This is a genomic window from Micromonospora sp. NPDC049203 (assembly GCF_043197215.1).
Taxonomy (GTDB): Bacteria; Actinomycetota; Actinomycetes; order Mycobacteriales; family Micromonosporaceae; genus Micromonospora.
Map to the genome: position 1 here is coordinate 814,698 of NZ_JBICSV010000001.1, position 23,885 is coordinate 838,582.

The following is a 23,885-nucleotide window of genomic DNA, read 5'->3' on the forward strand; positions in this document are numbered from 1 at the left end:
GTCTCACCGGTCGGCGGTGCCGAGCGGCGCACGCGATCTTATCGGCCGAGCGGCCACGGCACCGGGCCCCGTTCGGCCCCGGTGTTCCGTCCTCCAGCCGGACAGGTGGCGCCCTCCGGGTAACGGCATGACCACTCACGGTCACGGTAACCCCGGGAGCGGGTCGGGTTCCGGCTCAGTCCGGCAAGCGGGGCAGAACGGTCGTCGCGTCGCCGCCCGCCGGGGGCGAGGGCGGCGGCACAACGATTGTCGCGTCCCCGCCCGCCGGTGCCGGTGGCGCCGGGGCGGGCGCGGGCGCGCCGTACACGTTGCCGGCCGCGCGGGGCGGCGGCGTGCCCCCGTACACCGTGGGGGCCGGTCCGGGTGTGCCGGAACGGTAGGTGGTGGTGCTGCGCGGCAGCGGCACCGGCGGAAGGCCGGCGTCCGCGCCGCCACCGGCGCGGTCGGCGCGGTTGCGGCGCAGCAGCAGGACGATGAGGGCGGCGCCGGCGAGCACCAGCCCGATACCGAACCACATGATCATGGATCCTCCGAACGACGAGTCGTCGGCCGCGGCGGTGGCCGGGGGCACGGCGGCGGCCACCGGCGACGTGTCGGCCGCCTCGGCCGCCGTGGTCTCGCTCGCGCTGGGCGTGGGCGAGGGCTTGCGGGACGGACTGGGGCTGGGTGTGCGCGGGTCGCCGACCAGCCGGGCCGACCCACCGGCCCGGCCGAGCACCTCGCCGTCCGCGGCACTCGCCTCGCCGGCCAGCTCCAGCCGACCATCGGCGGCCCCGGCCAGGAAGGACACCCGGTAGCGCACGGTGACGGCCTTGCCCTTGCAGAGCGGCCGGTCGACCGGCGCGACGGCGGCCGTGGCGACGGTGCCGCCGTCCCCGGAGACCCGCACCGGCACCCATCGCCGCCCGGACGCCATCTCTACCCGGACCTGATCGGCCCGCAGGCCGTCCAGGCGGAGCCCGACCACGGTACGCAACCGCACGCAGCCGTCCGTCCGCTTGCGCACCTCGATCGCCACGGTGCCCGGCGCGCCACCGGCGGTGAAGCTCTTCGCCGAGCGCAGTCCCACCCGGTCGTCCCGGGCCGACGCCGGTGACGCCGGGACGGCGATCAGGCCACCCAGCAGCGCGCCGACGATGGCCCATCGCGCCGCTTGCCGCCCTGCCGACATCTCCACCTCACCGTTGCGTCCGGACCGGATCCGCCGGCCAGGTTACTACCGGCCCGGTCAGGCCCCGGAGCATCGAGCGGCCCACATGTGCGCCGCGCCACGCGATCACCGCCCGCCCAGGTCACCGCCCGACGCGTCCGCCCCGGCGAGGGCCTGCCGGCAGAGCCGGTCGGCCGTACGGGTCGTCTCCGGCAGCCGGTACCGGGGCGTCAGTGCCAGTACCCGATCCACCGCGTCGTCCAACCCCATCCGGTGGCCGACGCTGACGAAGACCGGCCGGACACCGTCCTGGGTCCGCAGCACCCGCCCGACCACCTCGCCGCCGTCGCACAGGTCGGCGCTGTCACCACGCCGAGGGGGCGGCCCGGTCCACGTGCCGACGAGCGGCGTCTTGCCCACCCCGATCGCGGGCAGCCCGGTCACCAGGCCAAGGTGACAAGCCAGCCCGAACCGGCGCGGGTGCGCAAGCCCGTGCCCGTCACAGACCAGCAGCTCGGGACGGGTGGTGAGCCGGTCCAGCGCGGCGAGCAACGCTGGCATCTCGCGGAACGCGAACAGCCCCGGCACGTACGGAAAGGCGGGTCGCCCCACGCACACCGCCTCGTCCACCACCTCGAGGGTCGCCGCGTCGAGGACCGTGACGGCCGCCGCGAGCAGGTCAGCGTCCTGCGCGTACGCCACGTCCAGCCCGGCCACCGTCGCGGGCGCGGCAGGACCGGGCCCGGTCAGGTCCACCCGGGACCGCAACTCCTCCTGTACGCGTCTCGCCTCCGCCGCGTCGGCGGGCGGCACATAGGGCACGGGTGGGCCGTCGGTGGAGGGCATGTCGTTCGCGGCTGTCTCAGGAGGCGATGGTGGGGTCGGCGGCGGGGTCACCGGCCTGTTGGAGCTGTTCCTCGAACATCACGAAGGTCCGCCGCCGGATCCCCTTGATCAGCGCCGCCTCCTCCGTGGTGAACGGTCGCCTCTCCGCGATGGCGGGCGCCTCGAGCGCTCGGACCGTTTCGTAGAGCGCGAAGATCGGCCCCTCGCCCTTCAGGTAGCGTCCGCGCAGCTGCTCGACGTGCTGCACGAAGGCATCAGCGGAGCGCACATAGATCTCGCCGCCCACGCCACCGATCACGTCGTCGACGAGATCGTCTGCCGGCCGCCAACCCCCCGTCGAGCGATCCAGCTTCCAGGCGGCATGGCCGCCGTCCGGCGTGGCGACCAGCTTCACAGGCGTGTCGTAGTGCTCGAAATAGGCGGGAAGTTCGATGCCGTCGGCTGTGGCCATCACTCACTCTCCTGGTGCAGCGCCGTCTGCAGAGCCGCCCAGAACAGCTCACGCTGGCGCCGAAGCACCCCCCGACGAATGGCGGACTCCGTCACCGTCACGCTACGTCCCTCCTCGCGAGCAACCGCTTCGAGGTCACGGCGCACTTCGAAGAGCGAGTGTTCCCAGGTCGCCACTTTGTCGAGTGGCGCCAGTTGCAGCCGGAACTCTGCGATGTGCCCGTTGGAGGCACGAAGGAACATCTGCACGTCTCGGTATCCACTGTTCTGGGGGCTCTGGAAGCGGTCTTCGAACTTCACCAGATGCAATCGCCAGTCGTTCCTCAGACGCGCGAGCCCGCCGTAGAGTTCGTCCAGGTTGTCGAACGAGACGTAGCCGCCCGCGAGATCCTTCAGCTGTGACGCATCGCCGCCGTAGCCCTTGATCTTGTCCTCGGCCCGTGCGCGGTCCTTGGGCTCGCGACGCGGGTGATATTCGGCACCACCACCGCATGACTCTGCCAAATCTCGTCCCAGGGAGTTGAGCTCCGACTGCGCGACGGCAGCTTCCTCATACAACTGGTCCAGATACTGCTTTCCATAGACGGCGTCGCCGAGTCGTGCCAGATCGAAACCCGGCTGTACCGCCTCTGCGCCATCAGTCGTAAAAGATCCACTCACCGCCAAGTGGGCGACTGTCAATGGAGTCGGCATCGGGGCCGGCTGTTTCGTCGTTGCAACTACGTCAGCCCCACGTTCCCGGATCTCGCCTACCACGCCTTGCAACACGTCTATGGCCTGCTGGTGGCTGGCCAGGTGGTGCAGGGTCAGCGGGCGGGCGGTCAGCGAGTTGGCGAGTTCGGGTGTGGCAAGGATCATCCGGACCAGGTCGGGCCGCTCCGCGAGCTGCCGCACCAGCGTCTCGGCCAGCAACTCCTCCCGTCGCGGCGGCGCCTCCCAGCTCTGGTCGAGCATCCGCTGTAGGCGCGGGTCGGCGAACAACCGGGTGAGATCGGTCGCGGCGCCCTCGTCCAGGCCGGGTACGAGCCGCCGCAGCGCCGGCACGTCGGCGTGCTGCGCCAGTTCGACTGGCGTCACCCCGGCGGCGAAGGCGGCATCCAGGTTCCCGCTCGCCGCGAGCACGTCACGCACGTAGAGCCCGGCCGCGATCCGGTCGGCGTGCGCCCGCCGGTGGTCCTGGCGTACCCGGTTCGGTTCCGGCTCGACCGGCGGCGCGTTGCCCGGCAGCGGTCCGTCAGTCCCGCGGTGGAAGGTGGTGGACTCGCCGAGCAGGTGAACGTGGTTGAAGTCCGGAACGTGGCCGTCGACGACCGGCGGCGGCGCCGGCGGCCGTGGCGGCACCGGGCGGGGCAGCGGCTCGGGCAGGACGTTGTAGGTGCCGGGTGGGCGGCCGGTGAGCGGCATCGGGCGGCCGTCGGGGCCGAGCACCAGAGCGTCGACACCCACCACGTTGCTGCGGTCCGGACGGCCGCTGTGGTGGTAGATCGGCCGGTCCGCCACCGCGCCCGACTGCGGATCGAGGAAGAGGACAGTGCCGTTCTGGTTCAACGCCACCCACGCGTGCGACCCGCCGCCCTCGAAGCTGGTGATGAGGAACGCGTAGCTGCCGTGGCCGCCCGACGCGAGTTGCGCATACAGGTCCCGGTAGCCGCCGTCCACCAGCCGCTGCCGGTCCCGGCCGGTGATCCCGGGCCGATCCGGCGGGCAGAGGTTCTGGAACCGGCCGCCGGTCGTCTGCTCGACCCGCAGCGGTCCGTCCGCCTCGCCGCCCACCGGCCGGTTCACGTCGCCGTTCAGATAGCCGTCGAACGTACGCGGCGCGGCGACGCGCGGCCGCCCGTGGACCCAGGTCTCGAACAGCGACAACGTGCAGTCGAGGCAGTTGATCCCCCGGGTGGCGTCGGCCGCCGGTCCGCCGTCGTTGGCGAGGCGGAACCAGCCGCCGCGCCGGGGATCGGCGGTACGCGCGACGCTGCCGTCCGGGTTGCGGGGCATCTGCCGTTCGAGGTCGGTCTGGTGCAACGCGAGCGGAGGCCGGAGTCCTCCCCGGCGGCCGTAGGGCCGGGATCTGTCGACCGGCTCGGGGTGACCGTTACCGGTGAGCGCGGAGCGGTCGGTGGTCTCCACCGCACCGACGGCCAGGTCCGCCACGTCGTCGTTGATCCGGTAGAAGTCGAGGTCGTCCTCGACCATTACCTCCGCCGGAACGAGCCTCCCGGAGAGGACGTGCCGCGCCTCCTCGCGCAGATCGGCCGCTTCCAGGGCGGCCTCATGCGACTCCCGATGCCATCGTTCGGCAGCCAACGTCCGACCGGCGCAACGCAACTCCATTGCCTGAGCGGCCCAGTCACTCGCCCGCTCCTCGTGATACGTCGCCCGCTCATGCAGCCAGTCGGCTCTGGTGTCACGCCGGCGGTCCTCGAACCACGTCCGCTGGGACTGCAGATGACCGTGATAACGACGCCGGTCGAATGATTCCCGGTCGGCCACCAGCCGTGCGGCGCGCTCTCGGATGGTTCGCAGGTCGGGAGGCGGTGGGTCGAGTCTGCCGAGGTCGGGGCCCGGGGAATCAGCGGACGGCCGGGGCGGTGCCAAGGACTCCAGCAGGGGGAAGCGGGGGATCGGGGTCGGGCATGGATCAGGGCCGGGCAGTCCCGGGTACGGCGCCGCCTGCGGTTGCGGCGACGGCGCGGGCGGCGCCGGGTGGCCGACGCCCGGGCCGGTCCGGTCCGACAACGGCGGCGCCAGCGGCGGATGATTCGCAGTGGGCGGCGACAACGCGGCCGGCACCGCTCCCGCCTGTACCGGGGTCGACGGCGGCGGGGCGTTGTCGATCGACGCCCCGATCGGACCAGCGCCGCCGTGGGCTCCGGTCGCGGGCAGAGACGGGCTGGCGACTGGCGCGTCGGTGACCACCGAGGACAACGTGGGACTGAAGGCCGTCTGACGTGCCGCGTCGTGCGGCACGGTATCGGCGTGCGGCGCCGTGGCCGTCGGCTCCGGGCCCGGGCGGGGCAGGTCCACGGCGAGCGGGTGTGCCCCGGCGACTTCGGGCGAGACGTGCGTGGGGGTCACGGGGACCGCCCCCGCCGTCGCATCGCCGGTCTGGACGACCGGCTCGGCGACCCGCTGGGCCGGGATCAGCCCGACCGGATCGGTGACGGGCGGCACGTCCAGGCCGACCGGCGAGACCGGCAGGCCGCTCAACTTCCCGTCGAGGCGGTGGTGCAGTGCCGAGTCCGCCTGGCCGGTGGCGGACCCGGTCACACCGGAGGCCGCCGCACGCGCCAGATCCTCCAGCGACGGTCCGTTGCCGGTGGCCAGACCAGCGGCGGTCTCGGCGAGCGTCTCGCCGGCCATCTCCCGCCCGAAACGCTCGCCGATCTCGGCGAAGCGCCCGTTGGCGTGCCGGCCCAGACCGGCAAGCGGGGCGACGGCACCGCCGGCGAATCCGCCGAGGGCCGACGTGCTCACGTCGGTCAGGTCGAGGCCGCTCCGCCGGCCGGTGGAGTTCTGATACGCCTGGGTGCCGAGGCTGGTGGCCGCCTCCTGACCGGCCTCCAGCAGCCCACCGACCACGGCCTGCCGGGCCAGCTTGCGAGCACCGGACTTGGCCACCTCCTTCGCGGCCCGTTCACCCGCCTCCTTGAGGCCCTGCTTGACCGCCTTCCGTGCGAGCTGGGCCACCAGCCGCTTGAAGATCTGCTGCACCACGACCCGCGTGGCGGTGACCGCTGCGGCGGCCGCCGGGGAGGCGGCGCCCAGGGTGAGCACTGCCGCCACCGCCAGCGACAGCAACTCGATGACCAGGATGCCCAGCTCGATCCAGGCTTCCAGCTTCGCGCCCTCGATGTCACAGCCGCAGGAGTCGACCAGCCGCGCCAACTCGTCGGTGGCCGAGATCAGGACGTGCAGCGGCGCGTCGTCGCCCTCGGCGAGCTTGTGCCAGGCCTTGTCGAACGCGCCGGCGACCAGGCCGACTCCCCCGTAGCCGCTCCTCACCTCACCGGCTGCGGTCATCGCGTCGTCGCGCGGACGGGTCAGGACGCCGGCCACGCCGTACCACTGGTCGGCCAGGTCCCAGACGGACCGCTCGTTGCCCTCCGGCCACTCGACGCCGACCACCCAGTCGAGCGCCTCATAGATCCAGCCGGGCACGTCCCAAGGGCAGAAGTCGAGCGGGTGCGGGATCGGGCTGGGCAGCATGCTCACGCGCGGGTCCTCCGGTGGTCAGCGCCGGGGCCGATGGGGGTGGTGCCCTTGCTGCGGGATCTTCCCGAGGTCGCGGGCGTTGCTCAGGTCCGTCTCGACGGTGGCCGCGACCGAACGGACGACGTCCGACCCGAGCACGTCGAGCGACCGGCCGAGAAGCTCCCACGCGCGCAGCAGCGTCTCGGCGTAACCCTGGTAGTGCTTGTCGAAGGCGGCGCCGATGTCGTCGCGGCCCCAGGGCCGCTGGGCGCTCGCGACGGCGATCGGATCGCCCGTCTCCCGCCGGGCCGCGCTCACCGCCCGCCCCGACAACGCCAGGTCAGCACCGCCGCGGCGGGCCCGGTCGGGGTCCAGCCAGATCTCTCCCCCGGCCACCTGTCACTCGCCGCGGGCCAGCACGGAGTCGGCCCGGCCGAGCAGCGCGCCGAAGTCGTTGGTACGCAGGAACTCGACCGACGGGGAACCCGGCGGCAGGTAGCCGGAGACCAGCTCCCGGGTCGCGGTGGTCGCGGCGGTGGAGGCGCGCAGCACGGTCTCGGTGATCTTCCGGCTCAACGCCCGGGCGTCCCGGTCGCGGAACACCGCCGGGCTCACCTCGACGCTGATGAGCTCGCCTCGCGCGCCCACCACCGCGGTCACCTGACCGTCGTCGGAGCGTTCGGTCACCCGCAGCTCGGCCAGTTTGATCTGGAGTTCGTCCAGACCGGACCGCAGGCGCTGGTATTGGCCGTACACCTCGTCGAATCGCGCGCGCAGTGCACGGTTCGCATCCCGGTCCGCACTCTCGGCCACCGTCGCTCCCCTTTCGTCACCGTGGGTAGGGCCGACCATACCGGGTGCCACGAAACCCGTGGGGTCCGGTAATTTCAGGTGGTGATCGAGCGACAGCAGGCCGAGCAGATCGCCTCCGTGTGGGCCCGGCGGGACTCCGAACGTCTCGGTTTTCCCTGCACTCCTGTGGTCGAGGAGTTCGACCTGGGCTACCTGGTCAGCTCCACGGTGTCGACCGACGCCCGGGCGCTGCCCGGCGACCTGCCGACCACTGTGATCGACAAGGAGACCGGCGAGGTGTCGACCTGGCCGCGGATCCCGGCTCCGGCGGTCGAGGAGATGTACCGCCAGCGACGCCCGGCCGAGCCACGCGCTCCGCGTACCGTCGATCCGGCCGCCCAACTGCTCCGCGAGCTGACCCGGCTGCCCACGCCCGGCGCGGCAGCGCACCTCACGCTCGACGGCCGGCAGCACGTCGCGCAGGGCGCGAAGGGCGACATCGAGGTGCGGCACCACCCGCTCGTGCGGTCCTATCTGGAGGAACTACCCGCCGGCCACCTGGTACGCGGCGGCGAGCGGCACGCCGAGATGATCGTCGTCTCCGACGCGCTGTACGAGCACGACCACCGCCGGGCCGCCGATGGTCTGCCGCCACTGTCCATCGAGGAGGCCCGTGACCTGCTGGGCTCCAGCCGGATCGAGAGCTTCCGCATCCGCGAGGCCGGTGACCCCGCCGCCGGCCCGGCCGAGCTGCGCTGCGAGTCGTGCATCAGGTTCCTGGTGCACGTCAACGTGCTGCCCTGGCCGGAACTGGCCTACGCCGAGGAATGGCAGTCCGAACCCCAGACGGCCCCCGAGCCCGGCCGATTCCCCGCAGAAGTGGCGAACGCGCTCGTGACCGCCGGCTGGCGGCCCCACTTCGGCGACGAGGTGTCCGCCACCGCCTCGGTACGCAAGGTCAGCGAGGTCCGGGGCGCTCAGCACACCCACGCCAGCTTCCCGGCCGCGCTGGCGACGCTCACCACCTTTCCCGGGCTGGTGACCGCACGCCAGGGCCCGGGTGAGGCGGTATGGATCTCCCGTTTCGAGGTGCGACCGCGGAAGGTGGCGCACACCGCCGACTCCCTCGCCGACTTCGCCGCCGTCCTGGGCGCCCGCCTCTTCCCGCTCGGCAGCGAACGCCAGGAGAGCATCCTCGCGGTCGACGAGCACGGCCGGATCTTCGCCCTCGACCAGGCCGGCGAGTGGTTCCTCGGGGCCGACATCGACGCCGCCCTCACCACCCTGCTCCTCGGCCGCGCCCCCGCCCGGGTCCGCGACGACGGCACCTGGTGACGATCAGAGGGCCACGCCGGTCAGCACCGTGACCCGGGGTTCGGTGTAGTCGTCCATGGCGCTGCGCAGCCCTTCCCGCCCGACCCCGGAGCCCTTCGTCCCGCCGTACGGCATCTGGTCGGCCCGGTACGACGGCACGTCTCCGACGATCACGCCGCCGACCTCCAGCGTGCGGGCGGCGTCGAACGCCACGTCGAGCCGGTGGGTGAACACGCCGGCCTGGAGGCCGTACGCGGAGTCGTTGACGGCGGCGAACGCGGCCCGGTCGTCGGCGACCGGGGCGACCACGAGCACCGGCCCGAACACCTCCTCGGCGCACACCTTGGCGTCGGCGGGCACGCCGCTGAGCACTGTGGGCGGGTAGGTGGCGCCGTCGCGCCGCCCGCCGGCCTCGACCACCGCGCCGGCGGCGACCGCCTCGTCCACCCAGTCCTCGACGCGCTGCGCCGCCTCGACCGACACCAGCGGGCCGACGTCGGTCTGCTCGGAGCGCGGGTCACCGGTGCGTAGCGCCCGCACCGCCGCGACGAGCCGGGGCAGGAAACCGTCGTAGAGCCGTTCGTGCACGTAGACCCGCTGCACCGCGATGCACGACTGCCCGGCCTGATAGTTGGAGAACGTGGCGATGCGCTGCGCGGCGAAGGTCAGGTCCTCGTCGGCCGACCAGTCCGCGCAGATCACCGCCGCGGCGTTTCCGCCGAGTTCCAGCGTGACGTGCTTGTCCGGCGCGGCCCGGCGGATGGCCGCGCCGACCGGTCCGGAGCCGGTGAACGACACCACCGGCAGCCGGGGGTCGGTGACCAGTTCGGCGGCGCGCTCGTTCGGCAGCGGCAGCACCGAGAACATGCCCTCGGGCAGGTCGGTCTCGGCCAGGATCTCGCCGAGCAGCAGCGCGGTGAGCGGGGTGGCCGGGGCCGGCTTGACCACGATCGGGGCGCCCACGGCGAGCGCCGGGGCGACCTTGTGGGCGACCAGGTTGAGCGGGAAGTTGAACGGGGTGATGCCGAGCACCGGGCCGCGCGGCACGCGCCGGACCAGGGCGATCCGCCCGGTGGCGGCGGGGTCGGTGTCGAGCCGCTGCAGGTCGCCGGAGAAGCGGCGGGCCTCCTCGGCGGCCCAGCGGAACGTGGAGATCGCGCGTCCCACCTCCGCCCTGGCCCACTTGACCGGCTTGCCGTTCTCGGCGGTGATCAGCGCGGCGACCTCGTCGGCCCGCTCGGCGAGCCGGCGGGAGACGTGGTCCAGGGCCGCCGCGCGGGCGTGCGCGGGCAGGGCCGCGGCCTCCGCGGCCACCCCGGCGGCGCCCGCGACGGCGGCTTCGACCTGGTCGGCCGTGGCGAGTGTGGTACGCCCCACCGGCTGCCCGTCGTACGGGTGGGTGACTGTCAGTTCGCTCTCGCCGTGGGCGGGGCGACCGGCGACGTAGAAGGCTCTCGGCTCCACGCCCGGCAGCCTAGACCAGAAGCGCCCACGCGGAAACAGTTGCCCAAACCCTTGTCTGCCTCGGATTTAGTAGCCAAGATGGCAGTCAGATTGCGATAACCTCCGCTGACCCTCTCCCCGGCCACCTTCTCGGAGACTTCTGATGAGCGACCAGCAGCAGCTGCGCAACTTCGTCAACGGCGAGTACGTCGAACCGGTGGACGGCGGCTACGCCGACCTGATCGACCCGTGCACCGGCGAGGTCTTCGCCCAGGCCCCGGTCTCCGGCGCGGCGGACGTGGACGCGGCGATGAAGGCCGCCTCCGCCGCGTTCGAGACCTGGCGGGACGCCACGCCGGGCGAGCGGCAGCGGGCGTTGCTGAAGTTCGCCGACGCGGTGGAGGCGCGGGCCGCCGAGCTGGTGGACGCGGAGGTCCGCAACACGGGCAAGCCCCGGCAGCTCACCACCGAGGAGGAGCTGCCGCCGGCAGTGGACGAGCTGCGCTTCTTCGCCGGTGCGGCCCGCCTGCTGGAGGGGCGTTCGGCCGGTGAGTACCTGGCCGGGCACACCTCGTACGTGCGGCGCGAGCCGATCGGCGTCTGCGCCCAGGTGACCCCCTGGAACTACCCGCTGATGATGGCGGTCTGGAAGATCGCCCCGGCGCTGGCGGCGGGCAACGCGGTGGTGCTGAAGCCGTCCGACACCACGCCGGTGTCGACGCTGCTGCTGGCCGAGATCGCCGCCGAGCACCTGCCGCCGGGCGTCTTCAACGTGGTCTGCGGCGACCGGGACACCGGCCGTGCGCTGGTCTCCCACCCGACGCCGCAGCTCGTGTCGATCACCGGCTCGACCCGCGCGGGCATGGAGGTCGCCGCCGCGGCGGCGCCGGACCTGAAGCGGACGCACCTGGAGCTGGGCGGCAAGGCCCCGGTGGTGATCTTCGACGACGCGGACGTGGCGGCGGCGGCCGAGGCGATCGCGATGGGCGGCTACTTCAACGCCGGTCAGGACTGCACGGCGGCGACCCGCGTGCTCACCGGGCCGGGCATCCACGAGGACTTCGTGGCCGCGCTCACCGAGCAGGCCCGCAACACCCGCACCGGCGCGCCGGACGACGCCGACGTGCTCTACGGCCCGCTGAACAACGCCAACCAGCTCGCCCGGGTGAGCGGCTTCGTGGACCGTCTGCCGGACCACGCGAACGTCACCACCGGTGGTGGGCGGGTCGGCGAGCGCGGCTTCTTCTACGCCCCGACCGTGGTCTCCGGCGTACGCCAGACCGACGAGATCATCCAGGACGAGGTGTTCGGGCCGGTCATCACCGTGCAGCGCTTCTCCGACGAGGACGAGGCGGTGCGCTGGGCCAACGGCGTGGACTACGGCCTGTCCGCCTCGGTGTGGACGCGCGACCACGGCCGGGCCATGCGGATGACCCGCCGGCTGGATTTCGGCTGCGTCTGGGTGAACACGCACATCCCGTTCGTCTCGGAGATGCCGCACGGCGGCTTCAAGCACTCCGGCCACGGCAAGGACCTGTCGGTCTACAGCCTGGAGGACTACACCCGGATCAAGCACGTCATGCACAACATCGAGGGCTGATCGGCGATGGCCAGCAGCGAGGAGTTGCACAAGCGCCGCGTCGAGGCGGTGGCGCGGGGCGTGGGCAGCACGATTCCCGCGTACGTGGACCGGGCGGGCGGCGGCACGATCACCGACGTGGACGGGCGGGAGTGGATCGACTTCGCCGCCGGCATCGCGGTCACCAACGTGGGCAACTCCGCGCCGCGCGTGGTCGAGGCGGTACGCGCGCAGGTCGAACGGTTCACCCACACCTGCTTCATGGTCGCGCCGTACGAGTCGTATGTGGCGGTCTGCGAGCAGCTCAACGCGCTGACCCCGGGTGGCTTCGAGAAGCGCTCGGCGTTGTTCAACTCCGGCGCCGAGGCGGTGGAGAACGCGGTGAAGATCGCCCGGCACGCGACCGGGCGGCCCGCGGTGGTGGTGTTCGACCACGCGTACCACGGCCGGACCAACCTGACCATGGCGCTGACCGCGAAGAACATGCCGTACAAGCACCGGTTCGGGCCGTTCGCCGGTGAGGTCTACCGGGTGCCGATGTCGTACCCGCTGCGCGACGGCGGGCTGGACGGCGCCACAGCGGCGGCCCGCTCGATCGAGATGATCGAGAAGCAGGTGGGCGCGGAGAACGTGGCGGCGCTGCTGATCGAGCCGATCCAGGGCGAGGGCGGCTTTGTCGTACCCGCGGAGGGGTTCCTGCCGGCGTTGCGCGAGTGGGCGACGGCGGCCGGGGTGGTGTTCGTCGCCGACGAGATCCAGACCGGTTTCTGCCGCACCGGCGACTGGTTCGCCTGCAAGCACGAGGGCGTCGAGCCGGACCTGATCACGCTGGCCAAGGGCATCGCGGGCGGGCTGCCGCTGGCGGCCGTCACGGGCCGGGCGGAGCTGATGGACGCGGTGCACGTCGGCGGCCTCGGCGGCACGTACGGCGGCAACCCGATCGCCTGCGCCGCCGCGCTCGCGTCGATCGAGACGATGCGGGAGCTGGACCTGGCCGCCGCCGCCCGCCGGATCGGCGCGGTGATGGGCGAGCGGCTGCGCGCCATCGCCGCCGGTGACCCGCGCGTGGCCGAGGTACGCGGCCGGGGCGCGATGCTCGCCGTGGAGATCGTCGTACCGGGCACGCTGACCCCGGACCCGGCCGCCACGGCGTCGATCTCGGCGGCCTGCCACGCGGCCGGGCTGCTCACGCTGACCTGCGGCACCTACGGCAACGTGCTGCGGTTCCTGCCTCCGCTGGTGATCTCCGACGACGAGCTGGGCCGGGGCCTGGACATCCTGGCGGCCGCATTCGGCTGACCCGCACGGGGAACACCTGATCCCGCACGGGAACACCATGGCCCGATCTCCCAGGACCGGCCCATGGTGTTCCGCGCGGACGATCAGCGGAGCAGTTCCACAGTGTTGCGCCGGACCAGGTTCTTGCCGGGTTCCCGGATCGCGTCCATGGCTGCGGTGTTGAGCAGCACGCAACTGCCCGACGGCCCGGTCACCGTCACCGTCACCACCTTGTTGTTGTCCAGGTTCGTCACCCGCAGCCGGGTGCCGAGCGGGAACTGACCGCTGGTGGCAGCGGGTGCCCCGCCCTCGGCGAAGAACGTGATCGCGCCGGAGCAGACGCTGCCGCCGATCGGCTGCGCCGCGCCCGGGCGGGTCTCACCCAGTTACGCGCCCGGGGCCGGGGCGGCGGCGCCGTCGAGGCGTTCCACCACGTTGCGGCGGATGACGTTCTTGCCCGGCTCGCGTACCAGGTCCATGGCGGCGGCGTTAAGCAGCACGCAGCTCCCGGACGGCCCGGTCACCGTCACCGTGGTCACCTTGCGGTTGTCCAGGTTCGTCACCCGTAGCCGGGTGCCGACCGGGAACCGGTCGCTCGTCGCGGCCGGCGGTCCGCCCTCGGCCGAGAAGGTCACCGACCCGGCGCAGACCGATCGCGCGGCCGGCGCGGTGTCCGCGAAACCGAGTCCGGTGCCCACCGAGACCGCCACCGTGGCGGTCACCGCCACCGTCGCCGCCAGCACGTGCTTGCGCTGCACCCTCACGTTCTCTCCCGTCGTCGCTGCTGTTCGACGCGTGGTACGGACGGGAGGGCCGGACCGTTCGATCCGGCCGGCGGTCCACAACGGAAGGTGAGGGCCCGGTGACGCTCCGGCCGTCCGTGCCGGTACCTGCCGCCACGCCTTGGCGCTCGGGGGTGAGGTGGGTCACGATGGGTGGAAGGAGGCGCTGGTGGCTGACCCGTGGCTCGCCCTGGAGTTCGGCGCGGATCCGGCGGAACGGATCGCGCAGGTCGGTGCCGCCCACGAGGCGTTCCTCGCCGCCGGCACCACCACCGGCGGGGTCCGGGAGGTGGTCGCCCGCTCCTGGAGGCGGTCCGCGCTGCTGGACCCGGAAGCCACGCCGCCTGTCGACCTCGTCGACGACGCGCTGGAGACGTACCGGGCCGCGCACCCGCTGGCCCGGGTGATGCCGCTGTTCCGTGACCTGCTCGGCGGCATCGCGCAGGACGGCGCGCACCTGATGGCGGTCTGCGACGCCGCCGGCCGGCTGCTCTGGGTGGAGGGCCACCCCGGGGTGCTGCGGCACGCCGAGCGGATGAACTTCGTACCGGGCGCGCGCTGGGACGAGGCGCACGCCGGCACCAACGCGCCCGGCACCGCCCTCGCCGTCGACCACGGCGTGCAGATCTTCGCCACCGAGCACTTCGTCCGGCCGGTGCAGCGCTGGACCTGCGCCGCCGCGCCGATCCACGACCCGGTCAGCGGAGCGCTGCTCGGCGCCGTCGACATCACCGGCGGGGACCACCTGGCCGCCCCGCAGAGCCTGGCGCTGGTCCGGGCCACCGCCCGGGCCGCCGAGGCGTTCCTGGCCGGCGCCGCGCCCGCCGCGCCGGACGTGGCGTACGTGTCGGCGCTCGGCCGCGACGTGGCGGAGCTGCGCGTCGGCGGCCGGCGCATCCGGCTCGGCCGCCGGCACAGCGAACTGCTGGTGCTGCTCGTCGACCATCCGGAGGGGCGCACCGGGGAACAACTCGGCCTCGACCTCTACGGCGACGACCGGCGGCACCCGGTCACGCTGCGCGCCGAGCTGTCCCGCCTGCGCCGCGTGCTCGGCGAGGAGCTGCTCGACTCCCGCCCGTACCGGCTGCGCCCGGCCGTGCGCGCCGACTTCCGTACCGTCACCGAACTGCTGGAACGTGGCGACCCGGCGGCGGCGCTGCGCGCGTACCCCGGGCCCCTGCTGCCCCTGTCGGACGCGCCGGGAGTCGCGCGACTGCGCCGCCTTGTCGACGGCCAGTTGCGCGCCGCCGTGCTGGCCGGCGGCGACCCGGGGCTGCTCGCGGCCTGGACCGCGACGGCGGCCGGGTCCGACGACCTGGCCGTCTGGCAGGCCCTGGCGCGGGCGCTGCCGCCGGGCGCGCCACGCCGGCCGCTCGCGCTCGCGCGGGCCCGCCAGCTCGCCGAGGAGTACGCGCTGCCGCGCGCAACGTTCCTGCAACGTCCCGGAAACTAGCCTGCCCGCCATCCACCCCAGACGGACGGCGGAGGTACCCATGACGCGCTACGACGCCCCGACCCACTGGCAGTCCCGCTACGACCACTACATCGGCGGCGAGTACGTGAAGCCGCACGGTGGCAAGTACTTCGAGAACCCGACCCCGGTGACCGGGCAGACCTTCTGCGAGGTGGCCCGGGGCACCGCCGAGGACGTGGAGAAGGCGCTGGACGCGGCGCACGGCGCTGCCGACGCGTGGGGCCGCACGTCGGTCGCCGAGCGCTCGCTGATCCTCAACCGGATCGCCGACCGCATGCAGGACAACCTGGAGTCCCTGGCGATCGCCGAGACGTGGGAGAACGGCAAGCCGGTACGCGAGACGCTCGCCGCCGACATCCCGCTCGCGATCGACCACTTCCGCTACTTCGCCGGGGCGATCCGGGCGCAGGAGGGCTCGCTCGGCGAGATCGACGACGACACGGTGGCGTACCACTTCCACGAGCCGCTGGGCGTTGTCGGGCAGATCATTCCGTGGAACTTCCCGATCCTCATGGCGGTGTGGAAGCTCGCCCCGGCGCTCGCCGCCGGCAACGCTGTGGTGCTCAAGCCGGCCGAGCAGACGCCCGCGTCGATCCACTACCTGCTCTCGCTGATCGGCGACCTGCTGCCGCCGGGCGTGCTGAACGTGGTGAACGGGTTCGGCGTCGAGGCGGGAAAGCCGCTGGCCTCCTCACCGCGGGTGGCGAAGGTGGCGTTTACCGGCGAGACCACCACCGGGCGGCTGATCATGCAGTACGCCAGCGAGAACATCAAGCCGGTCACCCTCGAACTGGGCGGCAAGAGCCCGAACATCTTCTTCGACGACGTCAGCGCCGCGTCCGACGACTTCCGGGACAAGGCGCTCGAAGGCTTCACCATGTTCGCGCTCAACCAGGGCGAGGTGTGCACCTGCCCGTCCCGGGCGCTCATCCAGCAGGGCCACTACTCCGACTTCCTGGCCGCCGCCGTGGACCGGACCGGTCAGATCAAGCAGGGGCACCCGCTGGACACCGACACGATGGTCGGCGCGCAGGCGTCGAACGACCAGCTGGAGAAGATCCTGTCCTACCTGGACATCGGGCGGCAGGAGGGCGCCCGCGTCCTCGCCGGCGGCGAGCGGGCGGACCTGGGCGGCGAGCTGTCCGGCGGCTACTACGTCCAGCCGACCATCTTCGAGGGCGACAACTCGATGCGGATCTTCCAGGAGGAGATCTTCGGCCCGGTGGTGTCGGTGACCTCCTTCGCCGACCTGGACGACGCCGTGAAGATCGCCAACGACACGCTGTACGGGCTCGGCGCCGGCGTGTGGACCCGGGACCTGAACACGGCGTACCGGGCCGGGCGGGCCATCCAGGCCGGGCGGGTGTGGACGAACTGCTACCACGCCTACCCGGCGCACGCGGCGTTCGGCGGCTACAAGCAGTCCGGCATCGGCCGGGAGAACCACAAGATGATGCTGGAGCACTACCAGCAGACCAAGAACCTGCTGGTCAGCTACTCGCCGAAGAAGCTGGGCTTCTTCTGATGGGTGACCCGGTGACAGTGACCCCCGCGGCGGCCGACCTGATCCGGTCGCTGCGGGGGCAGCACGGCCCGCTGATGTTCCACCAGTCCGGCGGCTGCTGCGACGGCAGCGCCCCGATGTGCTATCCGGCCGGTGAGTTCCGTACCGGCGGCTCGGATGTGCTGCTCGCCTCGCTGGCTGTCGACGGGGTGCCCGAGCCGGTGGAGTTCTGGATGTCCAAGGCCCAGTGGGAGCTGTGGCGGCACACCCGGCTCACCGTCGACGTGGTGCCCGGACGGGGCAGCGGCTTCTCCCTGGAGGCCCCGGAGGGCGTCCGCTTCCTCATCCGCTCCCACCTGAACCGCTGATCTGTCCGAGATCTTGCAGCTCGCGGGCATCGCGGCGGTGGGATGCTGACGCCGTCCACTTCGGAATCCGCGTCCCACCACCGCCCGACAGGAGACCGCGCATGAACCCGGTCCGACAGTCGTTGCTCGCCTCCGGCCTCACCGCCCTGGCCACCGCCGCCACGCTCGGGCTCGCGCCCGGCGCCGCCGTGGCCGCCCCGGCGGCCTCCCCCACCATCTCCGTCAACTGGTTCGGCTCGGCCGACGCGCGGGCGCACACCGCCACCGTGGGCGGCCGGTTCGGCTGCGGGGCCGAACGCGGCCTCGCGTACATCGAGGTGCACCTCGACCAGCGGGTACGGCGCGGGTCGGTCACCGGCTTCGGATTCGGCGTGATCGGAGCCTGCACCGACGACCGCACCGCCGGCACCTGGACCGCGACCATCCCCGCCGACCAGGGCAGGTTCCGCCCCGGCCCGGCCACCACGACAGCCCGCCTGGTGGTGGAGCCCAACTCCCTCACCGAAACCACCGAACCCGTGCGCCTGCGCCCCCGCTGCGCCCGCCCCTGACCGGTCGACGGCCTCCGGTCAGGCGATCTGCCGGAGGTCGTCGCCGTAGTCGAAGATGATCCGTAGCCGGGCGCCGAGGGCGTTGGCGTACCGGCTCAGCGTGGCCACCTCGTTGACGTCGAGGTCGCCGTTCTCGATCTGGCTCACCCGGCCGGGCGTGACCCCCATGATCTCGGCGACCTGCCGCTGGGTGAGCCCCAGCCGCTTGCGCTCCTCGGCCAGGTGGAACGCGCTCACCCACGCGTCGGTCCGGGCGCGCTCCGCCTCGTACGCCTCGTCGTCGCCGCCGAGTTCGGCGCGGACCTCGTCCCAGTGATAGAAGTCGGTCACGACTCCCCCCTTCGCTCGCGCTCGCTGTCGAGCCAAGCCTTGTAGGCAACCTCCGCTGCCGGGATGTGCTGCCGGTACCAGCGGGTCCAGTTGCCCGCCTTGTTGCCGGCGACCAGGAGGACCGCCTGCGACCAGGGATCGAAGATGAACAGCACCCGGATCGCCACCTCCCGACCGGAGCGAGGCCGCAGTTCCTTCAGATTACGGAGACTGCTTCCGCGCAGCGTGTCCACGAGTGGGCGGCCCAGCCCCGGTCCGACCTCGGCCAGCTTGTCCACCGCCACCCGGACGCTCTCGTACGACGCCGGGTCGTGGTCCCGCAGGTCGCGCAGCCAGTGCCGGACCTCTCCGGTCACCCGGACCGACTAGCGCTTCCCGTCCGCACCCATGGTCCGACTATAGCTTGAGCTAAACATGCCGGGGTAGCGGTCAGCGGCCGTCCAACAAGGGCTGGGTGGGGTTCCACTGGGTTCCGCCGGCGGCGTCGCGGCGGCGGCGGGCTATCGCGGACAGGGCCTCCAGCACCACCCGGTTACCCAGGTACGCGGTGATGTCGGCGTGGTCGTACGGCGGGGCGACCTCGACCACGTCCAGCCCGACCACAGGCAGCTCGTAACAGACCCGGCGGACCGCGTCGAGCAGTTGCCGGGAGGTGAACCCGCCCGGTTCGGGCGTGCCGGTGCCGGGTGCCATGCCGGGGTCGACCACGTCCACGTCGACGGAGAGGAAGACGCCCTCGCACTCGTCGGTCGCGATGCCGAACGCCTCGGTCAGGCAGGTGTCCAGCCCGCGCGCCACGATCTCGGTCATCTCGTACGAGCGCATCCGCTGCTCGGCCATCCACGCCAGCGTGTCCGGGCCGGGCCAGTAGCCGCGCAGCCCGATCTGGAGGAAGCGGTCGCCGCGTACCGCGCCGGACTCGATCAGCCGGCGCATCGGCTGGCCGTGCCCGTGCAGTGAGCCGAACTCGACGTCGCCGGTGTCGGCGTGCGCGTCGAAGTGCACGAGTGACACCCGGCCGAGCCCGTGGTGCCGGGCCACGCCCGTCGCGTCCGGCAGCGCGATGGAGTGGTCGCCGCCGAGGACCACCGGGATCGCCCCGGCGGCGGCGACCGCGTGCACGGCGGTCTCCAGTGCGGCGAGCGAACGTTCGATGTCGCCGCTGAACATCTCCACGTCGCCGGCGTCGTAGACGCACAGGTCCTTCAGCCCGTCCACGCGCAGCGCCAGCGACGGGCGGGAGCCGTCGTGCGGCAGGTAGCAGGCCTGCCGGATGGCTGACGGCCCGAACCGGGTACCCGGCCGGTGCGAGGTGCCGCCGTCGAACGGCGCGCCGATGATCACGACGTCCGCGTCGGCGTACGTGACCGGCTCCTCGACTGTGCACGGCGGCACGCCGAGGAACGTGATGTCGGGGCCGAACATCGGGCCGTACCGGGTCATCGTTCCTCCATCCCCCACGGCGAACCGTAGCCGGTGAGCAGGTCCAGGAAGGGGACCGGCGGGAACGCCTCCGGCCCGAGCACGCCCGTGCCCGTCCACGCACCGGTGGCGAGCAGTTCCAGCGCGACGACCGGGTTCACGGCGGTCTGCCAGACCACCGCCTGGTGGCCGTACTCGGCCATCGACCACTCGTTGTCGACCACGTGGTACAGGTAGACGCGACGTGGCCGCCCGTCCGGGCCGGTGCCGGTGACGTACGTGCCGGCGCAGGTCTTGCCGCTCATCCGGTCGCCGAGCGTGGCCGGGTCGGGCAGCGCGGCGGCCACCAGGTCACGCGGGGACACCTCGACGCCGCGTACCCGCACCGGTTCGGTCGAGTCCAGCCCGAGCTTGTGCAGCGTGCGCAGCACCTCGATGAACTCGGCGCCCAGGCCGTACTTGAAGGTGACCCGCTTCGCCTCGACCCAGCGCGGGATGAGCAGCACCTCCTCGTGCTCGACGTTGACACACTCGACCGGGCCGATCCCGGCCGGGAAGTCGAACACCTCCGGCTCGCTGAACGGTTCGGTGGTGAACCAGCCACGCCCGGCCTCCCAGATCACCGGCGGGTTGAGGCACTCCTCGATGGTGGTCCAGATGGAGAACGAGGGCGCGAACTCGTAGCCGGCGACCGTCAGGTTCGCGCCGTCGCGTACCCCGATCTCGTCGATCTCGGCGAAGAGTTCGTCGGCGGCGTAGCGGGCGAAGACGTCGGACAGGCCCGGTTCGACGCCGATGCCGCACAGCGCCAGCCGGCCGGCGTCGGCCCACCGCTGTGCGACGGCGAACTGCTCGTCGCCGAGCTTGACCCCGGTCTCGGCGTAGGGACGCTCGGGGTGCGGCCGGGACAGCGACATCGCCATGTCGAGGTAGTCGGCCCCGGCGGCGAACGCGCCGTCGAAGATCGGCATGACGAAGCGGGGGTCGACCGCGTTGAGGACGTGGGTGATCCGGTGTTCCCGGCACAGCGCGGCCACCGCGTCGGCGCAGGAGGCGTCGACCGTGGCGGCGACGAACCGGTCGCCGTGCCCGGCGACGGCCCGCTCGGCGCGCGCCGGGTCGTGGTCGGCGACCACCATGGTCTCGAAGAAGGAACGGCGGGCGGCGATGGATACGGCGGCGGAGCCGACGCCACCGGCGCCGACGAGGAGGATACGCATCAGGAGTCGAACCCCAGTCCAAGACGGTCGAGAGTACGGAGCCAGAGGTTGCGCCGGCCGTCGTGCGCGTCGGCGCGGGCGAGCGACCAGCGGGTGAGGTTGATGCCGACGGACCGGACCGGTTCCGGCGGGAACGGCAGCGGCTTGCGGCGCACCAGGTCGAGCCGGGTCAGCGGGGTGTCGGTGCCGGAGAGCAGGTCGAGCGTCACGCGGGCGCCGAACCGGGTCGCGCCGACGCCGAGCCCGGTGAACCCGGCCGCATACGCCAGGCGCCCGGAGTAGGCGGTGCCGAAGAACGCGCAGAACCGGGTGCAGGTGTCGATGACGCCGCCCCAGCGGTGACTGAACCGCAGCCCGTCCAGTTGCGGGAACGTGGTGAAGAAGTGCGCCGCCAGCGTGTCGAAGGTGGCCTCACGCTGCTCCAGCGCGGGCGCCACCCGGTTGCCGTAGTGGTAGATCGCGTCGTAGCCGCCGAACAGGATGCGGTTGTCGGCGGTGAGCCGGTAGTAGTGGAACTGGTTGCCGGTGTCGGCGAGCCCCTGCCGGTGCCGCCAGCCGATCGCGTCGCGCTGCGCCCCGGTCAGCGGCTCGGTCATCAGCGCGTAGTCGTAGACCGGCACGACCCAGGAACGCAGCCGGCGCAGCAGCGGCGGGAACGCGTTCGTGGCGAGCACGACCTGCCGCGCCCGTACCGCGCCGGGCACCGCGTCAGCGCCGCCCGCCGTGGTGGCGCGCAGCCCGGCGCCGTCGTCGGCCAGGCCGGTGACACGGGTGTGCTCGTGCACGCGTACGCCCAGGTCGAGCGCGGCCCGGCGCAGTCCCCAGGCGAGCTTCGCGGGGTCGAGCAGGGCCACCCGGTCGGCGTCCCACATCCCGCCCAGGTACGTCGGCGACGCCACCTCGGCGCGTACCTCGTCGCGGTCGAGCAGCCGCACGTCGTGGCCGTACCGGCGGGCCAGCTCGGCGTCGGCGGCGAGCCCGTCCAGCTGGTACGGCTCGACCGCCACCGCCAGCTCACCGGTGCGTTCGAGGTCGCAGTCGATGTCGTACTTCGCCACGGTGGCGGCGATGGCGTCCAGGTTCTCCCGGCCCAGCCGCTCCAGCTCGGCGATCTCGCCGGGGAACCGTTCGACGCCGTTGGCGAGCCCGTGGGTCAGCGACGCGGCGCAGAACCCGCCGTTGCGCCCGGACGCCGCCCAGCCGCACGTGCCCGCGTCGACGAGCAGCACGTCGCGGTCCGGGTCGGCCTCCTTCGCCAGCAGCGCGGTCCACAGTCCGGCGTACCCGCCGCCGACCACGAGCAGGTCGGCGGCGTGCGACCCGGACAGCGGCGGCAGCGGGTCGGGCCGAACCGGGCGGTCCAGCCAGTACGGCACGGGCGCGGCGTCGGCCAGCGCCCGGCCGGTATGCGGCAGTGTCATGGCTTCCCCGCCGGTGTGGCGACCACCGCGAGGGCGGCGCGTCGGGCCCGCCGCCCGCGCAGCGAGGTGACCCCGACCAGCAGCAACGCGATCACGAACATGGCCGTGCCGATCACGTTCACCTGCGGCGGGATGCCCCGCTGGGAGGCGCCCCAGACGTACATGGGGAACGTGACTGTGGTGCCGGCGTTGAAGTTCGTGATGATGAAGTCGTCGAAGCTGAGCGAGAACGCCAGCAGCGACGCGGCCATGATGCCGGGCAGCACGAGCGGCAGCGTGATCCGGCGGAACGTCTGCCACTCGCTGGCGTACAGGTCCATGGCTGCTTCCTCCAGCCGCCGGTCCATGCCGGCGAGCCGGGCCTTCACGGTGACCACCACGAACGACAGGCAGAACATGACGTGCGCGATGACGATGGTCCAGAAGCCCTGCGGCACCCCGGCGGCCACGAACAGGGCGAGCAGCGAGGTGCCCATCACCAGTTCCGGGGTGGCCATCGGCAGGAAGATCAGCCCGTTGAGCCCTGACCGGCCCCGGAAGGTGTGCCGGACCAGCGCGAACGCCATCAGCGTGCCGAGGAGTGTGGAGACGACCGTGGCGATCAGGCCGATCTGCATGCTGCGCACCACGGCATCGCACATGTCCGAGGTGGCGCAGGGCTGCTTCCAGTTGTCGAGCGTGAACTCGTTGAAGTCGTAGGAGAGCCGGCTGGAGGGCCGGTTGAAGGAGAGCCCGGCGACCACCATGATCGGCAGCGTCAGGTAGCCGAGGACGAGCAGTGCCACGCCCATCACCCACCGGTCGGCTAGCCAGCGCCTGAGTCTCATCAGAGCACCTCCTCCGTGCCGGCCTTCCGCAGGTAGACGAAGACGATCGCCAGGATCGCGGCCATCAGCAGGAACGACAGCGCCGCGCCCTGCGGATAGTCCAGCCGGACCAGGAACGCCGAGTCGATGACGTTGCCGATCATGTACTCGTTCGGGGTACCGAGCAGTTCGGCGTTGATGTAGTCACCGGTGGCCGGGATGAAGAACAGCAGCGTGCCGGCGATCAGGCCGGGCATCGACAGCGGCAGCGTCACCCTGGCGAACGCGCGCGCCGGGCTCGCGTACAGGTCGCTCGCCGCCTCCAGCAGCCGGGGATCGAGCCGCTCCAGGCTCGCGTACAGCGGCAGCACCAGGAACGGCAGGAAGTTGTACGTCAGGCCGAGCACCACGGCGATCGGCGTGGCCAGCAGCCGGCCGTCCGGGCCGAGCAGGTGCACGTCGCGCAGCAGCCCGACCAGCGCGCCGTTGTCCGACAGGATGGTCTTCCAGGCCAGCGTGCGCACCAGGAAGCTGGTGAACATCGGCGCGACCACCGCCACCAGCAGCAGGTTCTTCCACCGGCCGGCCTTCTGCGCGATCGCGTACGCCAGTGGGTAGCCCATCAGCAGCGCGAGCACCAGCGCGATGGCCGAGTAGAGGAAGGACCGGGAGAACTGCGGCCAGTACGCCTGCAACGCCTCCGGGTAGTTGCTGAACGCCCAGGTCATGGCGTACCCGGTGGAGAGCGACCCGGCCGGGTCGTAGAGGCTGGCCGAGGCGAGCTGCACCAGCGGGAGCGCGAAGAACACGAGCAGCCAGACCGCGCCGGGCAGCAGCAACAGGTACGGCAGGAGGCGGCTGCGCCCGCGCCGCACCGGCGGTGGCGCCGGTTTCCCGGCGGAGGCCGGTACGTGAGCCAGCGCGCTCATGCCGCCACTCCGCTTCGCTCCGTGCCGCCATGAGG

The 23,885-nt window shown here is 72.5% G+C and carries 23 protein-coding genes; 7 read left to right on the top strand and 16 right to left on the bottom strand.

Features of this window, described 5'->3' with window-relative positions; all coding sequences use genetic code 11:
• Positions 1-175: 175 nt before the first annotated feature.
• The 6 genes from ACGFIA_RS03835 to ACGFIA_RS03860 all read right to left on the bottom strand — a co-directional run bounded on the left by ACGFIA_RS03835 (position 176) and on the right by ACGFIA_RS03860 (position 7,450).
• Positions 176-1,171: a hypothetical protein gene (locus ACGFIA_RS03835; protein ID WP_357387932.1), complete on the bottom strand. Its 996-nt coding sequence runs from the start codon at positions 1,169-1,171 to the stop codon at positions 176-178.
• A gap of 105 nt (positions 1,172-1,276) precedes the next feature.
• On the bottom strand, positions 1,277-1,996 hold the full coding sequence (gene nfi / locus ACGFIA_RS03840; protein ID WP_357387934.1) for a deoxyribonuclease V: 720 nt from the start codon (positions 1,994-1,996) through the stop codon (positions 1,277-1,279).
• A 16-nt stretch (positions 1,997-2,012) separates the two neighbouring features.
• Entirely contained in the window at positions 2,013-2,447 is a 435-nt protein-coding gene (locus ACGFIA_RS03845) for a hypothetical protein (RefSeq protein WP_357387936.1), read from the bottom strand.
• Positions 2,447-6,652, bottom strand: a complete 4,206-nt coding sequence (locus tag ACGFIA_RS03850; RefSeq protein ID WP_357387986.1) for a toxin glutamine deamidase domain-containing protein — start codon at positions 6,650-6,652, stop codon at positions 2,447-2,449. Before ACGFIA_RS03850 ends, ACGFIA_RS03845 begins: the two co-directional genes overlap by 1 nt.
• 24 nt (positions 6,653-6,676) lie before the next feature.
• The gene (locus tag ACGFIA_RS03855; RefSeq protein ID WP_357387938.1) at positions 6,677-7,033 is read right to left on the bottom strand and encodes a hypothetical protein; all 357 of its coding nucleotides are present in this window, start codon (positions 7,031-7,033) and stop codon (positions 6,677-6,679) included.
• 3 nt (positions 7,034-7,036) lie between these two features.
• Positions 7,037-7,450 (bottom strand): YbaB/EbfC family nucleoid-associated protein, encoded by a 414-nt coding sequence (locus tag ACGFIA_RS03860; protein WP_357387940.1) that lies wholly within the window; start codon positions 7,448-7,450, stop codon positions 7,037-7,039.
• 78 nt (positions 7,451-7,528) lie between these two features.
• On the opposite strand from ACGFIA_RS03860, the gene ACGFIA_RS03865 reads away from it, so the two are divergent.
• A complete protein-coding gene (locus tag ACGFIA_RS03865) occupies positions 7,529-8,764 on the top strand; it encodes an SUKH-3 domain-containing protein (protein ID WP_393258401.1) in 1,236 nt (411 codons plus the stop codon).
• A 3-nt stretch (positions 8,765-8,767) separates the two neighbouring features.
• Here the strand turns inward: ACGFIA_RS03865 and ACGFIA_RS03870 are convergent, their stop codons facing one another.
• Positions 8,768-10,207 carry an aldehyde dehydrogenase family protein gene (locus ACGFIA_RS03870; protein WP_357387944.1) on the bottom strand — a complete coding sequence of 480 codons (1,440 nt, stop codon included), beginning with the start codon at positions 10,205-10,207 and terminating at the stop codon, positions 8,768-8,770.
• A gap of 142 nt (positions 10,208-10,349) precedes the next feature.
• Between ACGFIA_RS03870 and ACGFIA_RS03875 the strand changes: the two genes are divergently transcribed.
• Both ACGFIA_RS03875 and gabT read left to right on the top strand, forming a co-directional pair.
• On the top strand, positions 10,350-11,786 hold the full coding sequence (locus ACGFIA_RS03875; RefSeq protein WP_354865071.1) for a gamma-aminobutyraldehyde dehydrogenase: 1,437 nt from the start codon (positions 10,350-10,352) through the stop codon (positions 11,784-11,786).
• 6 nt (positions 11,787-11,792) lie between these two features.
• Entirely contained in the window at positions 11,793-13,064 is a 1,272-nt protein-coding gene (gabT, locus tag ACGFIA_RS03880; RefSeq protein ID WP_357480925.1) for a 4-aminobutyrate--2-oxoglutarate transaminase, read from the top strand.
• 83 nt (positions 13,065-13,147) lie between these two features.
• On the opposite strand, the gene ACGFIA_RS03885 is transcribed toward gabT, so the two are convergent.
• Together ACGFIA_RS03885 and ACGFIA_RS03890 are read right to left on the bottom strand one after the other, a co-directional pair.
• Positions 13,148-13,297, bottom strand: a complete 150-nt coding sequence (locus tag ACGFIA_RS03885) for a hypothetical protein (protein ID WP_393258406.1) — start codon at positions 13,295-13,297, stop codon at positions 13,148-13,150.
• 132 nt (positions 13,298-13,429) lie between these two features.
• A complete protein-coding gene (locus ACGFIA_RS03890; protein ID WP_393258409.1) occupies positions 13,430-13,807 on the bottom strand; it encodes a hypothetical protein in 378 nt (125 codons plus the stop codon).
• Positions 13,808-13,994: 187 nt separating this feature from the next.
• Between ACGFIA_RS03890 and ACGFIA_RS03895 the strand changes: the two genes are divergently transcribed.
• The 4 genes from ACGFIA_RS03895 (at position 13,995) to ACGFIA_RS03910 (ending at position 17,722) form a co-directional block, all read left to right on the top strand.
• Positions 13,995-15,278, top strand: coding sequence for a transcriptional regulator (locus ACGFIA_RS03895; RefSeq protein WP_357387950.1), 1,284 nt, complete (start codon positions 13,995-13,997; stop codon positions 15,276-15,278).
• Between the two features lie 40 nt (positions 15,279-15,318).
• A complete protein-coding gene (adh, locus tag ACGFIA_RS03900) occupies positions 15,319-16,824 on the top strand; it encodes an aldehyde dehydrogenase (RefSeq protein ID WP_357387952.1) in 1,506 nt (501 codons plus the stop codon).
• Positions 16,824-17,171 (top strand): DUF779 domain-containing protein, encoded by a 348-nt coding sequence (locus tag ACGFIA_RS03905; protein WP_357470245.1) that lies wholly within the window; start codon positions 16,824-16,826, stop codon positions 17,169-17,171. Before adh ends, ACGFIA_RS03905 begins: the two co-directional genes overlap by 1 nt.
• A gap of 101 nt (positions 17,172-17,272) precedes the next feature.
• Positions 17,273-17,722 carry a hypothetical protein gene (locus ACGFIA_RS03910; protein ID WP_393258414.1) on the top strand — a complete coding sequence of 150 codons (450 nt, stop codon included), beginning with the start codon at positions 17,273-17,275 and terminating at the stop codon, positions 17,720-17,722.
• An 18-nt stretch (positions 17,723-17,740) separates the two neighbouring features.
• Here the strand turns inward: ACGFIA_RS03910 and ACGFIA_RS03915 are convergent, their stop codons facing one another.
• From ACGFIA_RS03915 to ACGFIA_RS03945, 7 genes are all read right to left on the bottom strand, one after another.
• On the bottom strand, positions 17,741-18,052 hold the full coding sequence (locus ACGFIA_RS03915; protein ID WP_216932161.1) for a helix-turn-helix domain-containing protein: 312 nt from the start codon (positions 18,050-18,052) through the stop codon (positions 17,741-17,743).
• Complete coding sequence (locus ACGFIA_RS03920; protein WP_393258417.1) at positions 18,049-18,408, bottom strand: type II toxin-antitoxin system RelE/ParE family toxin; 360 nt, start codon at positions 18,406-18,408, stop codon at positions 18,049-18,051. Before ACGFIA_RS03920 ends, ACGFIA_RS03915 begins: the two co-directional genes overlap by 4 nt.
• A gap of 73 nt (positions 18,409-18,481) precedes the next feature.
• Positions 18,482-19,495 carry an agmatinase gene (gene speB / locus ACGFIA_RS03925; protein WP_357387958.1) on the bottom strand — a complete coding sequence of 338 codons (1,014 nt, stop codon included), beginning with the start codon at positions 19,493-19,495 and terminating at the stop codon, positions 18,482-18,484.
• Complete coding sequence (locus tag ACGFIA_RS03930; protein ID WP_357387960.1) at positions 19,492-20,694, bottom strand: saccharopine dehydrogenase C-terminal domain-containing protein; 1,203 nt, start codon at positions 20,692-20,694, stop codon at positions 19,492-19,494. Before ACGFIA_RS03930 ends, speB begins: the two co-directional genes overlap by 4 nt.
• On the bottom strand, positions 20,694-22,115 hold the full coding sequence (locus ACGFIA_RS03935; protein ID WP_393258421.1) for an NAD(P)/FAD-dependent oxidoreductase: 1,422 nt from the start codon (positions 22,113-22,115) through the stop codon (positions 20,694-20,696). Before ACGFIA_RS03935 ends, ACGFIA_RS03930 begins: the two co-directional genes overlap by 1 nt.
• Positions 22,112-22,942: an ABC transporter permease gene (locus ACGFIA_RS03940; RefSeq protein ID WP_357387964.1), complete on the bottom strand. Its 831-nt coding sequence runs from the start codon at positions 22,940-22,942 to the stop codon at positions 22,112-22,114. The genes ACGFIA_RS03935 and ACGFIA_RS03940 overlap by 4 nt, the downstream gene beginning before the upstream one ends.
• Positions 22,942-23,850 (bottom strand): ABC transporter permease, encoded by a 909-nt coding sequence (locus tag ACGFIA_RS03945; protein ID WP_393258425.1) that lies wholly within the window; start codon positions 23,848-23,850, stop codon positions 22,942-22,944. The genes ACGFIA_RS03940 and ACGFIA_RS03945 overlap by 1 nt, the downstream gene beginning before the upstream one ends.
• Positions 23,851-23,885: the final 35 nt, after the last annotated feature.